General features: G+C 46.8%; 12 protein-coding genes and 9 tRNA genes. 19 read left to right on the forward strand and 2 right to left on the reverse strand.

Annotated features, from left to right (window positions below):
* Positions 1–77: 77 nt before the first annotated feature.
* The 17 genes from P364_RS0126340 to yajC all read left to right on the forward strand — a co-directional run bounded on the left by P364_RS0126340 (position 78) and on the right by yajC (position 9,139).
* Positions 78–153, forward strand: a tRNA-Asn gene (locus P364_RS0126340).
* 4 nt (positions 154–157) lie between these two features.
* Positions 158–229, forward strand: a tRNA-Glu gene (locus tag P364_RS0126345).
* Positions 230–353: 124 nt separating this feature from the next.
* A tRNA-Val gene (locus tag P364_RS0126350) sits at positions 354–429 on the forward strand.
* A 20-nt stretch (positions 430–449) separates the two neighbouring features.
* A tRNA-Met gene (locus P364_RS0126355) sits at positions 450–523 on the forward strand.
* A 27-nt stretch (positions 524–550) separates the two neighbouring features.
* Positions 551–628 (forward strand) — tRNA-Asp (locus P364_RS0126360).
* Between the two features lie 21 nt (positions 629–649).
* A tRNA-Gly gene (locus P364_RS0126365) sits at positions 650–724 on the forward strand.
* A gap of 8 nt (positions 725–732) precedes the next feature.
* A tRNA-Arg gene (locus P364_RS0126370) sits at positions 733–809 on the forward strand.
* A gap of 14 nt (positions 810–823) precedes the next feature.
* Positions 824–902 (forward strand) — tRNA-Leu (locus P364_RS0126375).
* Positions 903–909: 7 nt separating this feature from the next.
* Positions 910–983: transfer RNA gene (locus P364_RS0126380), tRNA-Pro, on the forward strand.
* Positions 984–1,215: 232 nt separating this feature from the next.
* Positions 1,216–1,908 carry a BofC C-terminal domain-containing protein gene (locus P364_RS0126385; protein WP_024633030.1) on the forward strand — a complete coding sequence of 231 codons (693 nt, stop codon included), beginning with the start codon at positions 1,216–1,218 and terminating at the stop codon, positions 1,906–1,908.
* Between the two features lie 295 nt (positions 1,909–2,203).
* Complete coding sequence (gene ruvC / locus P364_RS0126390; protein WP_024633031.1) at positions 2,204–2,707, forward strand: crossover junction endodeoxyribonuclease RuvC; 504 nt, start codon at positions 2,204–2,206, stop codon at positions 2,705–2,707.
* Positions 2,704–3,318 carry a Holliday junction branch migration protein RuvA gene (ruvA, locus tag P364_RS0126395; RefSeq protein ID WP_024633032.1) on the forward strand — a complete coding sequence of 205 codons (615 nt, stop codon included), beginning with the start codon at positions 2,704–2,706 and terminating at the stop codon, positions 3,316–3,318. The genes ruvC and ruvA overlap by 4 nt, the downstream gene beginning before the upstream one ends.
* A 55-nt stretch (positions 3,319–3,373) precedes the next feature.
* Positions 3,374–4,384, forward strand: coding sequence for a Holliday junction branch migration DNA helicase RuvB (ruvB, locus tag P364_RS0126400; RefSeq protein WP_024633033.1), 1,011 nt, complete (start codon positions 3,374–3,376; stop codon positions 4,382–4,384).
* Between the two features lie 82 nt (positions 4,385–4,466).
* Positions 4,467–6,542: a SpoIID/LytB domain-containing protein gene (locus P364_RS0126405; RefSeq protein WP_029881317.1), complete on the forward strand. Its 2,076-nt coding sequence runs from the start codon at positions 4,467–4,469 to the stop codon at positions 6,540–6,542.
* A gap of 7 nt (positions 6,543–6,549) precedes the next feature.
* Positions 6,550–7,578: a tRNA preQ1(34) S-adenosylmethionine ribosyltransferase-isomerase QueA gene (gene queA / locus P364_RS0126410; RefSeq protein WP_024633035.1), complete on the forward strand. Its 1,029-nt coding sequence runs from the start codon at positions 6,550–6,552 to the stop codon at positions 7,576–7,578.
* Between the two features lie 45 nt (positions 7,579–7,623).
* Complete coding sequence (tgt, locus tag P364_RS0126415) at positions 7,624–8,760, forward strand: tRNA guanosine(34) transglycosylase Tgt (protein WP_024633036.1); 1,137 nt, start codon at positions 7,624–7,626, stop codon at positions 8,758–8,760.
* Between the two features lie 67 nt (positions 8,761–8,827).
* Positions 8,828–9,139, forward strand: a complete 312-nt coding sequence (yajC, locus tag P364_RS0126420; protein WP_024633037.1) for a preprotein translocase subunit YajC — start codon at positions 8,828–8,830, stop codon at positions 9,137–9,139.
* Positions 9,140–9,268: 129 nt separating this feature from the next.
* Here the strand turns inward: yajC and P364_RS0126425 are convergent, their stop codons facing one another.
* Positions 9,269–9,661 (reverse strand): TIGR04086 family membrane protein, encoded by a 393-nt coding sequence (locus tag P364_RS0126425; protein ID WP_024633038.1) that lies wholly within the window; start codon positions 9,659–9,661, stop codon positions 9,269–9,271.
* Positions 9,662–9,889: 228 nt separating this feature from the next.
* Between P364_RS0126425 and P364_RS0126430 the strand changes: the two genes are divergently transcribed.
* Positions 9,890–10,594 (forward strand): DUF421 domain-containing protein, encoded by a 705-nt coding sequence (locus P364_RS0126430; RefSeq protein ID WP_052016796.1) that lies wholly within the window; start codon positions 9,890–9,892, stop codon positions 10,592–10,594.
* A gap of 2 nt (positions 10,595–10,596) precedes the next feature.
* Here P364_RS0126430 and spoVB read toward each other — a convergent pair whose 3' ends face one another.
* On the reverse strand, positions 10,597–12,204 hold the full coding sequence (gene spoVB, locus P364_RS0126435) for a stage V sporulation protein B (protein WP_024633040.1): 1,608 nt from the start codon (positions 12,202–12,204) through the stop codon (positions 10,597–10,599).
* Positions 12,205–12,427: 223 nt separating this feature from the next.
* Here spoVB and P364_RS0126440 point away from each other — a divergent pair, with 223 nt between their 5' ends.
* A complete protein-coding gene (locus tag P364_RS0126440; RefSeq protein ID WP_175383441.1) occupies positions 12,428–12,667 on the forward strand; it encodes a post-transcriptional regulator in 240 nt (79 codons plus the stop codon).
* The last annotated feature ends 44 nt before the right edge of the window (positions 12,668–12,711 follow it).

Genomic DNA, 12,711 nt, shown 5'->3' on the forward strand with positions numbered 1-12,711 from the left:
TCATCCTACATAGAAAACAGATTTTGCGTGTTGACGTTGTACGATGGATTGCATTTGCCCTGCAGATGCATTAATATTCCCTGATAGCTCAGTTGGTAGAGCACTCGACTGTTAATCGAGTTGTCACAGGTTCGAGCCCTGTTCGGGGAGCCATTAAGGCCCGTTGGTCAAGGGGTTAAGACACCTCCCTTTCACGGAGGTAACAGGGGTTCGAATCCCCTACGGGTCATAGCTATATTTATTAGCTTAAAAAAGGGATGAGAATCCCAAAGTTTCGTCGGAGGATAAACTTCGTTCGAGACTGCGAAGCAGTTGCTAACGAAGTGAGAGTATCCCCTACGGGTCATAAATATGGAGGCTTAGCTCAGCTGGGAGAGCATCTGCCTTACAAGCAGAGGGTCGGGGGTTCGATCCCCTCAGCCTCCACCATATAGTTTTCTGAATAACGACGCGGGGTGGAGCAGCCCGGTAGCTCGTCGGGCTCATAACCCGAAGGCCGCAGGTTCAAATCCTGCCCCCGCAATTATACTTTCTACCAAGAAAGTGATCTGGAACCGTGGTGTAGTTGGCCTAACATGCCTGCCTGTCACGCAGGAGATCGCGGGTTCGAATCCCGTCGGTTCCGCCATTTTTTATCTTATTACCGCTTGCGGACGTGGCTCAGCGGTAGAGCATCGCCTTGCCAAGGCGAGGGTCGCGGGTTCGATTCCCGTCGTCCGCTCCATATTATTTGCGCCCTTAGCTCAGCTGGATAGAGCGTTTGACTACGAATCAAAAGGCCGGGAGTTCGAATCTCTCAGGGCGCGCCATTATAACTTCATATGCCGGCGTGGCGGAATGGCAGACGCGCTCGACTCAAAATCGAGTGGGAAACCGTGGAGGTTCGAGTCCTCTCGCCGGTATAGATAACGGGATGTAGCTCAGCTTGGTAGAGCACCTGGTTTGGGACCAGGGGGTCGCATGTTCAAATCGTGTCATCCCGATCTCAAAAAAGACAGACTATCTTTTCATAGATAGTCTGTCTTTTTATTTATATTTTGAAGTATGCTGAGCTAACAACCTCTTCACTCATGGCAACCTTTAATAAGGGAATATCTATAGCTTTTATCTTGTTTGCGCTCAAGTGCAGCGCATTACTGATGCCATAGGTTGATTTTGCATAAACCCCAAGTCTTTCGGTCACAATAAGTTTAAAAAGTGATAGAAGGGGTTCATGTGAACACGTTTAACTTCAAAAAACAATTCAAGAGACGCTGGCGTCGGTGGAAACGAACAGTATGGATGACTGCAGCGCTGGCTGCTGTAGCTATATTGGCTTACAGTGGTTTGCCGATTTCTTCTGCGATCGAGCGTTTACTAACGACCAATTTCAGTGAGGCAGTATCCGTAATGGGACCTGCTACGAATGAACAAAGGTCTGAGCAAGAAATTCAGACTTTGATGGAACAACTCGGGTCTGATCCGGACCGTTTAACGAGTGTTGTGCTGGAGACGCAATATATATGTGGGGTAGAGACGGAACAATTGGGAAAGATGGCTGTTCCTCAATGGAAGATGCTGCTAGTTCAACATCCGGATTGGGATGCTCAGGTTGAGTCAGCAGCAGTGTTACGCGTTAAGCAACATGTGGACGATCTTTCTCCACTATGTAAAGAGCAGGCGTATATTAGTATAGATGCTGTGGGCAATCTCAACCTTTATGAGGGGCGACCAGCAGAAGAGAAAGTCATCCGTACTTTTTTTCAAATGGACGTAGGAACGTTGGAGACTTCATTGCCGGAAGGTGTGTTGGAGCAGTTGCAGCAGGGGATCCGTATTCAGGACAAGGATGAGTATGATAGTGTGATTTCGACGTTCAGCGATTATGCGGTGGATGAAGCCAATAAAGAAATCCGTAATGGCGGATAAATAAATAGGCTGATCTGCATTGAACGTATTTGTTTACATTGTATAGAGGAGAAGTACCTGCTCGAAGGACATTCACAGCTTATACAACATACGAAGTGAAGCGAAGGACATCGAAAGATGTCCTTTTTGTCGTTCCATGACCGAAACACCTGAATATAGGAGATAACGATTGTTGGTTGTTCACGAAATTCAGGCGAGTGTAAGGACGGACAAAGTTTTTCCTGCCGCAGGGTCTATCTTTTGTTATAATGAAATGAACGATACATATGTTCGCTTTTGTAAGGGAGAGATGGATTTGCGTTTTTTGGGAATTGACCCGGGGATTGCGATTGTCGGTTTTGGTTTTGTGGATAAAATCGGCAGTAAGGTAACCCCTGTACAATATGGCTGTATTCAGACTGAAGCTCATACCCCTGAAGAAGAACGGCTGCTTCATGTATATGAGGGCATGGTACAGCTGATTGATAAATATAAACCGGACGCGGTAGCGCTGGAGAAACTTTTTTTTAATCGTAACGTCACAACAGCGATGTCTGTCAGTCAGGCGAGAGGTGTCATGGTACTGGCTGCTGCCCAGAAGGGACTGCCTATTGCCGAATATACGCCGATGCAGATTAAGCAGGCGATTGTTGGATACGGAAAAGCGGAGAAGCGGCAAGTACAGGAGATGGTCAAAATGTTTTTGCGTTTACAGGCGATTCCGAAGCCGGATGACGTAGCGGATGCTTTGGCTGTAGCCGTGTGCCATGCACACTCCTATACATTAAATTCCAAGTTGAATGAGGTATTGCGAAAATGATTGATTTTCTAAGAGGACAGTTTATACATCTGGAGAACGAATATATTGTGCTTGATGTGCACGGAGTCGGTTATCGTGTGTTCTGTCCGAATCCTTTTGCATTTGCGAAGCAAGAGGGCGAAATTATGGTGTATACCCATCACCATGTACGTGAAGATGCGATATTGCTGTTTGGTTTTGCTACTCGGGAGGAACAGAAGTTATTTCGCAAGCTGATCGAGGTATCAGGTATTGGCCCCAAAGTTGCTCTGGGTATACTTGCTGGCGGTACGCCGGATCATGTCGTGACGGCCATTTATCAAGAGAATCTGACGTTCCTGACCAAACTTCCGGGAATTGGCAAGAAAACAGCGCAGCGTATGATACTGGACCTCAAGGACAAATTGGATGGTTTCGGTGCTGCCACGTATGCAACAGGTTTGTTTGCTCCTCCTTCAGAAGAAGCAGGAAGCGGCTCTGCCTGGGATGAGGCTCGTGAAGGTCTCAAGGCGCTGGGTTATACCGACAGTGAGCTCGATAAAGTATGGCTCAAACTGAAGAAAGATGTTACTTCGGCAGATTCTGTTGATGTGTTAATGAAACGGGCACTGCAAATGCTGTTTACAGGATAATTAATTTTGCCTCTATAATAGAGCAGTAAGCCGCATAAAAAAGGTAGGGATGAACATGGATGACCGGATTATTTCCGCGAACCTGATGATGGAGGATCAAGCTGTGGAGCTCAGCCTTCGTCCCCGGTATTTGAATGAATATATCGGGCAGAACCAGGCCAAGGAGAATTTGAAAATATACATTGAAGCCGCCAAAATGCGTAATGAGGCGCTCGATCATGTGTTATTATATGGCCCGCCTGGACTTGGGAAAACAACACTTGCGAATATCATTGCCAACGAATTGGGTGTTAACTTGCGTACGACATCAGGACCAGCAATTGAACGCCCAGGCGATCTGGCTGCGTTGCTGACTAACCTGCAAGAAGGCGATGTCCTGTTTATTGACGAGATTCATCGCCTTCATCGTACGGTAGAAGAAGTAATGTATCCCGCGATGGAAGACTTTGCGTTGGATATCATGATCGGAAAAGGCCCAAGTGCCCGCTCTGTACGTCTTGATCTGCCATCATTTACACTGATTGGTGCTACAACCCGCGCAGGCTTGCTGTCTGCGCCTCTCAGAGACCGGTTTGGTGTTATTAGTCGGCTGGAATTCTACACGGTGGATGAGCTGGCCTACATCGTCTCACGAGCCTCCGAGATTCTAGGGGTGGAGATTGTTGGTAATGCCGCTGAGGAGATCGCATTGCGCTCCCGTGGGACGCCAAGGATTGCCAATCGTCTGCTAAAAAGAGTGCGTGACTTTGCTCAGGTACGGGGTGATGGTATCATCACACAGACTCTGGCGGAAGAAGCACTGCAACGTCTTCAGATTGATCCGCGCGGTCTGGACGAGATCGATCACAAGATGCTCAAATCAATGATTAACAGTTTCCGCGGAGGCCCGGTGGGTCTGGATACGATTGCCGCTACGATCGGTGAAGAGAGTCAAACCATTGAGGATGTTTACGAGCCCTATCTGCTGCAGATTGGTATGCTTCAACGTACACCGAGGGGCAGAATTGTAACGGACCAGGCCTATCATCATCTGGGTTTGCCTGTTCCACCGAGAGATGCCAAATAAATTGTGATTATATATCAAAGAGATTCATTTCAAAATACAACTTGGGACAAACATGGAGAGGAGACTGATCGTGGGGAAAGCAATGCAAACAAAGAAGTGGAGTCGGCGTTTGAAGGTTCTGGCCGCAGCTCTGTTGACGGTAGGGTGTCTGCAAGTGCCTGTGTATGCCGCTGAAAGTGATGGACAGATGATCCGGGTAGCCATGTTTGCGAACCTGGGGAGTACGTATAAATCGACTACACCATTGATTACGCTTGAGTCGAGTGGAAAATGGAATATTGGTTCCGAAAGCGGAGCAAGCATAACCCTTCCGGCAGGACAAATCCGTTTCAGTGCGGATGGATTCCGCGTCAAAGTATTGGAAACAGGGGATTTCAAAACGGCAGCAGCAGCTGCGAAATTGTTGCAGGCCACCAGCGATAAACCGTTGTTGTTTACAACGTCTCTGAATGGTAAAGCAACCTATCAGCTCTACATCGGTAACTATGCTACAGAAGCGTTGGCCGGACAAGCGGTAGCACGCGTGCAAAAGGTGGCCGCAGCCCAACTGGGGGGACAAAAACCAGCGGTGACGGGCAGCAAGCGTCTATCGGCTGGAGTCTACAGTTCACTTCAAGAGGCAGAAACAGCGCAAGCGTCCTTTTTATCGGCAGGAGTTAGTGCCTACACGGTGCTTCAACTGGATGGAGGAAGTCAAGGGTATACCGTATGGGTTGGTGAAGCCTCAACAGATGCTGAGCTGGCAACATTCAAAAAGAGTGTGGAAGCCAGTGTTCCAGGAGTATCCCTATCTCCGGTAAACAGTAATAGTGCTGCACTTATCATTCGTCAGGATGCCGGGTTAAGTACGGATACACTTAAAACAGCACCGCACTACACCATTGCTGGAAGTGAAGCCAAGGCGTTTGTACAAGGAGACGGCAGTGGAATCAAAGTGGTGGAACGTTCAGGGCGGACATATCGCGGTAACATGGAAATTAGCATTGTAAGCGGCGATTTGGCTTTGGTTAATGTCGTTCCACTGGAGCAATATTTATACTCCGTTGTTGGTGCGGAAGTTTATTCATCCTGGCCAGCAGAAGCACTGAAAGTACAGGCTGTCGCAGCACGTTCTTATGCACTTCAACAAGGGGAGCGTTTCAAAATTGCCAATGTCGTGGATACCACGCTCAGTCAGGCATACAACGGAATGGGCTCAGAGAATGATAAGGTCTCCAGCGCGGTTGATGCCACCTCTGGAGAAGTTATCAAGAGCGGTGGTAAGATTGTGGAAGCTGTATTCTCTTCCAATGCAGGGGGACAGACTGCTGACCCATCCGAGGTATGGAACGGGGGCGCGGGTGTGTTCAGCAACGTGGACAGCCCGGGAGACACATCGGCCCAAGCTGGATTACAAACATGGTATCATGTGCTGTTGAGTACAGGAGTCAGCGGCTATATCCGTGAGGATAATGTAAAAGAATTAACGACCAAAACGGATGCGGGTTTAGCCAAAGTAACGGTTACTGCCCAAAATACCAATGTGCGTCCCATTCCGTTAATTCAATCCAATGTTGAACCTGTAGCGAAAATAAATCCAGGCAACGAGGCTGTTGTTCTGGCCAAAGTGCCGCAATCCAATGATTATGCTTGGGTAAGAGGACCATTCACGTCAGCTCAATTGGTTAAATCCTTGCAGGGTAAAACGACTTCTACTGTTCCATCTTCGATTTCAACGCTGGAAGTGACCAAGCGTGGGCCATCAGGAAGAGCACTTGAAGTCACTGCCAATGGCCAGCCTATGTCGGTGAAATATGCAGATACATACCGCTCTGCTTTAGGTGGATTACCGAGTACTTTATTTGATATTGCAGGGACCGGAAGTTATACTGTATTAGGCGCTGACGGCAAAACAGCAAGCAAAACCGGCTCACAGGGTGCTGCTGTACTATCTGCCTCAGGCACAGGAACTTCATCCAGTAATGCTCTGGTGGTTATGAGTGGTGATGGTCAAGCGCGAGCTGTAACTCAGGGCCAAAGTTTTATGATCATCGGTCAGGGCAACGGGCACGGATTGGGCTTGTCCCAATGGGGTGCCAAAGGCATGGCAGATGAAGGGTATGATTACCAGGCAATATTGAAACACTATTATCAAAATGCGACTATTGTTAAGGAATGAATAGAATATGAATGTGAACTTATATGATTTTGAATTGCCGGAGAAATTGATTGCACAGACGCCGCTGCTTGACCGCACGGCGTCCCGGTTGCTTACCTTAAACAAGGAAAGCGGTGAGGTTAACCATCACACGTTTCCTGATATTATCGACTTCCTCCACTCTGGAGATACACTGGTGCTGAATGATACACGTGTTCTTCCAGCCCGTTTGTTCGGGACTAAGGAAGGTACGGGGGCAAAGGCGGAAGTGCTCCTGCTCAAAAACGTGGAGGGCGACCGTTGGGAAGCTCTGGTTAAACCAGGCAAGAAGCTGAAAGCCGGCTCAGTCATCGTTTTTAGCGACGAGCTCAGAGCTGTTATTGATGAAGAAGGCGAGATGGGAGCGCGTTTGCTTACGTTCTCCTATGATGGAATCTTTCAGGAGATTCTGGATCGTCTGGGTGAAATGCCACTGCCTCCTTATATCAGAGAGACACTGGATGATCGCGAAAGATATCAAACGGTATATGCGAAGCATGAAGGATCAGCTGCTGCGCCGACAGCAGGATTACATTTTACGGATGAACTGCTGAACCGGATTCGGGATAAAGGCGTTAATATAGCTTTCATCACGCTTCACGTGGGACTCGGAACATTTCGGCCTATGTCGGTTGATAATGTTGAAGAGCATGTTATGCATGAGGAATACTATTCCTTGTCTCAAGAGACGGCGGATCTGATTAATGAAACGAAAAAACGTGGTAACCGTATATTTGCTGTAGGAACGACAAGTTGCCGAACACTTGAAACGGTGGGAAGCAAATTTGAAGACGGGCAGCTGCAAGAGAGCAGCGGCTGGACCAAAATCTTTATCTACCCGGGATATACGTTCAAGGTGATTGACGGGATGCTTACGAATTTCCATCTTCCCAAATCCACATTGGTCATGCTGGTCAGTGCACTTGCGGGCAGAGAACAAATCATGCATGCATATGAGGAAGCAATTAAAGAACAATACCGTTTCTTTAGCTTTGGCGATGCCATGTTGATTTATTAAGTTGTGAAGGTATTACGATTAATTTTTAGAGGATGATTAAAACCAATGGCAGCAATTACGTATGAACATATCAAAACCTGTAAACAATCCGGAGCCCGTTTGGGACGTGTACATACACCTCACGGTATTATTGAGACACCAACCTTCATGCCTGTAGGAACACAGGCGACGGTGAAGACGATGAGTCCCGAAGAGCTGAAAGAGATGGATGCTCAAATCATTTTGAGTAACACCTATCATCTGTTTCTGAGACCTGGGCATGAAATTATACGTCAGGCAGGCGGACTGCACAAATTTATGAACTGGGATCGTCCGATTTTGACTGACAGTGGCGGGTTCCAAGTGTTTTCTCTGAGTGAGATGCGCAAAATTACGGAGGAAGGCGTTAACTTCCGCTCCCACCTCAATGGGGACAAAAAGTTCCTTTCGCCTGAAGTGGCAATGGAAATTCAGAATGCACTGGGCTCCGATATTATGATGGCATTTGATGAATGCCCGCCGTATCCGGCAGAGTATGAATATGTAAAAAAATCACTTGAAAGAACGAGTCGCTGGGCAGAACGTTGTCTGGAAAGTCATGCTCGTCCGAATGATCAAGGGCTGTTTGCCATCGTACAGGGAGGCATGCATGAAGATCTTCGCCGCCAGAGCGCGGCAGATTTGACTTCCATGGATTTCCCGGGGTATGCTATTGGTGGACTGAGTGTTGGAGAACCGAAACATTTGATGTATGGTGTGTTGGACTACACCGTTCCTTTGTTGCCGTCCAATAAACCACGCTATCTAATGGGTGTTGGTTCACCCGATGCATTGATTGAGGGATCGATTCGCGGAGTGGACATGTTCGATTGTGTTCTGCCTACCCGAATTGCCCGTAACGGAACTACAATGACCAGCCAAGGACGTCTGGTAGTTCGTAATGCCAAGTTTGCAAGTGATTTTGGGCCACTAGACCCTGAATGTGATTGCTACACTTGCCGTAACTATTCCAGAGCTTATCTGCGTCATTTAATCAAAGCGGATGAAACGTTTGGCTTGCGTTTGACGACCATCCACAATCTTCACTTCTTGCAGAATTTGATGCGCAATGTGCGCAAAGCCATAATGGAAGATCGTCTGCTTGATTTCCGGGATGAATTTTTCGATCAATATGGTCTTCATGACAATGACAGAGGTTTCTGATAAGGAGTTTTGCGGAGCCGAAGTAACAAGCTTTACTTGTAAGTATAGTCGATAAGGGGGAGTTTGAATGTTTCAGGGAATGCCTTTAACAGGAACACCAGCAGGCGGTGGAATTGTGTCTCTGATAGTACCTTTGGTACTTATGGTCGCGATTTTTTACTTCTTGATGATTCGTCCACAGAACAAAAAACAAAAGCAACGTAATTCCATGTTAGGTCAATTGAAAAAAGGCGATAAAATTGTTACCATCGGTGGTCTTCACGGAACGATCGCTGAAATCACGGATGATGTGGTTGTATTGCGTGTAAACGATGTAACTAAACTGACATTCGATCGTAATGCGATCAGCAGTGCAGTTGCCCGCGATACGGCTGAATAAATCCTAGATGTTAAAAAGCCTGTAAGGCTATGAGTACGTTTGCAGCGTATTCTTCATTGTCAGAGAACTGGATCTCCTTGGAGACCCGGTTCTCTTTTTCTTTTTTAGTAACCGTTACACCCCGATCTTCTATGATCTTCGTGTGTTGACTCCAAATATACCGCCTAGTGCAGAAATCAGGAAGGCACTTGCAAGCTGCAGACTGTCTTTCCAATTGAACGAGGCATCGAGTGCCAGAAATCCGATTAGCAATACAATTAATCCGTAGACGATTCCGGTAATACCTCCGTGGTACCAGCCTCGCTCACCTGACCTCTTCCCAGATACAAATCCACCAACCAGCAAAGACAAGCCATGAACGACGTATGTATACAGGGAAAGATCCTGTTCCCGCATTCCGGTCATCCAGAGAAAGAAGGAAAGAATGAGTGCGCCTAACATCATCCACACAAAAGCATGACAGAGGCCCGAAAGAATCGGGTTAGACATTCGAAATGAAGCCATACGGCGAATCAACTGCATGAAGCAACCCCCTTGTACAAGTTTGAAATTAATACAGTGTATGGTCAAGCCCTCCGACTTATGAACTGAATTTTCCATTAAATAAACAGTTTATATTTGCATGAGCATGTAAACTTCGGGCCAAAATAGGGATTACGCTTCAGGAACCTGAATAAAATCCAGATCCCAAGGAGGAACCCTGTTGTGAACTTCTCAGATGTCGGAGCACATATCTTTCGAACTATACTGATGTATTTTATTGTCTACGGTGCAATCAGACTAATGGGCAAACGAGAAATCGGGAAGTTATCCATGTTTGATCTTGTTGTTTCCATTATGCTTGCAGAGATTGCGGCATTTGTGATTGAGGATACCAAAAAACCATTGTTTCATGGTATCGTACCCATGCTCACAGTACTTGTTGTGCAGATTGTCATGGCTTTTCTCAGTCTCAAGAGTCGTAAGTTACGACTAATGATTGATGGAAAACCCACTGTATTGATATCTAAAGGAACATTGCATCGGGATGAGATGCGCAAGCAGCGGTATAACCTGGATGATCTTTTGCTTCAGTTGCGCGAACAAAATATCGACAGCATCGATGAAGTGGAATTTGCCATTTTAGAGACGACAGGCAAGTTAACCGTTTTTCCCAAAAACCAGTCCTACTCCAGTGGTAATAATGCCTCTGGCAAGGATGGAACTATAAATAGCATTCAAAAAGCGAGAAAAGAAAAGGTCGATGGATTCCAAAATATCAAATATGAAGGGCTGCCTTTGCCCCTGATCATGGATGGTAAAGTGCAAGATCAGAACCTTGAGCTAATTCAGAAAACACGATTTTGGCTCAAAAATCAGATGCAGGGGAAGGGCATTCTTGATTTCAAAGATGTATTTCTATGTTCCATCGACCATAACGGAAAAGTATACGTAAGTTTGAAAGATGAAAAGTGAACTTATTTACGTGAAAGACGTTTAAACCAGGAACCGATAATGGGAGCACGGGAAAGATCGTGGAAATCAATCATTTTAGTCCAGCCCATAACCATAAAATAAACGATCAGACCAACAAGGGGCGCGAGAAGCATTCTGAGCCAGAACGGAAGCAGGGTCGCAGTCTGTTCGTAAATGACCAGAGTAGCACCGCCCATGATGAGCATACCAGCACCTGTCTTGACCCAATCCATCATCTTGAAACGGAACTGTAACAGGCTGCGCACACTTCTTGCATGTAAAAGAGTAACGACTGTTGAATTGACACAAATGGCAATCACCGCACCAAAAATACCATATTCCGGCCGGGAGGCGAGTACCAAAATCAACGTGATTTTGATGACAGCACCAATAAACGTATTGAGCAGTGCTTTCCCTGGACGATCAAGTGCCTGAAGAGCTGCTTGAAGAGGAGCTTGAATGTAGATAAACAAAGCAAAAGGAGCCATAAGCTTAAGCATGCTTCCAATCGATGCATCATTATACAGGACAAGACACATCGGTTCGGCAAGCACATACATAAACACAGAAAATGGAGCACCTGTTACAAGCGCTAGCCGCAAAGCCTGATGCATTCGTTTATGAATGAGCGCACGGTCACCTTGAGCCGAGGCTTCAGACAATGAAGGAACAAGTGACGTGGCTAAAGAGGACGTTAATGCTCCCGGCAGTAGAAGTAGCGGTATAATCATGCCTTGTAATGCTCCATACTGGGCCGTTGCGAGCCCTTTGGAGATACCTGCAATAGCCAGACTCTGTGCGGTTACAATTGTCTCAGCGAGATAGGATAGGGAACCAACTAACCGTCCGGCAGTTACGGGGACGGAAATCGCGAGTAAACGACGCAGAAGTCCAGGCTCTGATCTGGTTGAGTTTTTTAAAAGAGCAGGTTTGGGTTTGATTGGAGTTTCGAGTATTGGCTGATGTTGCTCGAGATATTTCTTCTGTCTGGCATAGTTCCACAATAATACGAGCATACCGACGAATTCACCGACAAGGGCTCCGAGCATGGCTCCTGCTGCAGCTTGGGCAATTCCTTTGGGAAGAAGGAGCCAGGAGAACCAGATCACACAGATAATGCGAATGACCGTTTCAACGATCGACGAAACAGCCGTAGGCATCATGTTTTGCTTTCCCTGGAAATAACCTCTGTAGACTGCAGATACCGCGATAATGGCAATCATAGGGCTCATGCTGACAAACGTGTGATAGACCCTCTCATCGGTCAGAACATACCGGGTGACCCATGGAGCGAAAATAATGCACAAAAACATAAACACAACACCAAGGGTCAGTGTGAAGCTCAGGCTGATTTGCAGAATCCGTTGGGGTGAATAACGGTTGGCACCTGTATCCGCTTCGGCTACGAGCTTGGCTACGGCCAATGGAATACCACCAGTGATCAATGTGACGAGTACGATGAAAAAGGGATAGCTCAGTTGGTAGATGCCAACACCTTCTGCACCGATGACCCGTGGCAGCACAATGCGCGGGATGAAACCGAGAATCCGATTAATAATGCCTGCGGCGAGCAGGATCATGGCTCCCTGGATAAATGTCTGTTTCTTCAAGACTACCCCTCTTTCCCGGTTGGAGTGCAGGTTTTCATAAACGGGACAAATCCCTCGTTCTTCATCCTATGCCAGTCCAATATCTTCTCATGACAACTTGGACACGATTAACAAAAAGATCCATCAACAGCAAGAAGGAATATGATCGGGTAAAGTCGAATGATGTAATATTGATGCCGCATAAAGGCTTGGATGTATGAAGGGAGGCTCCCCGTTGGAGGAAATGAATGATGTGGAGTTGGAACAGTCTATAGAGATGCTCTGCCGCAGCAAAGCAGAGGAATTAAGGCTTGTCGGTTACGAATATGTCACCAGCAAAGATGTCTGGAATTGCATCAGTCATAAATATGAAAAGCAGGGCATTCCACCGCTTCACCAACTGGTGAACGACATATTGTCACTGAAAGCAACAAGCTTTATGAACTTTATGACCGTGTCTGCATACCGGGGGTCCTCTTTCTAAACGAAAGGGATCTTTTTTGTTGGAAATTGACTGCTTTTTACGGC

This window comes from Paenibacillus sp. MAEPY2 (assembly GCF_000499205.1).
GTDB lineage: Bacteria > Bacillota > Bacilli > Paenibacillales > Paenibacillaceae > Paenibacillus > Paenibacillus vandeheii.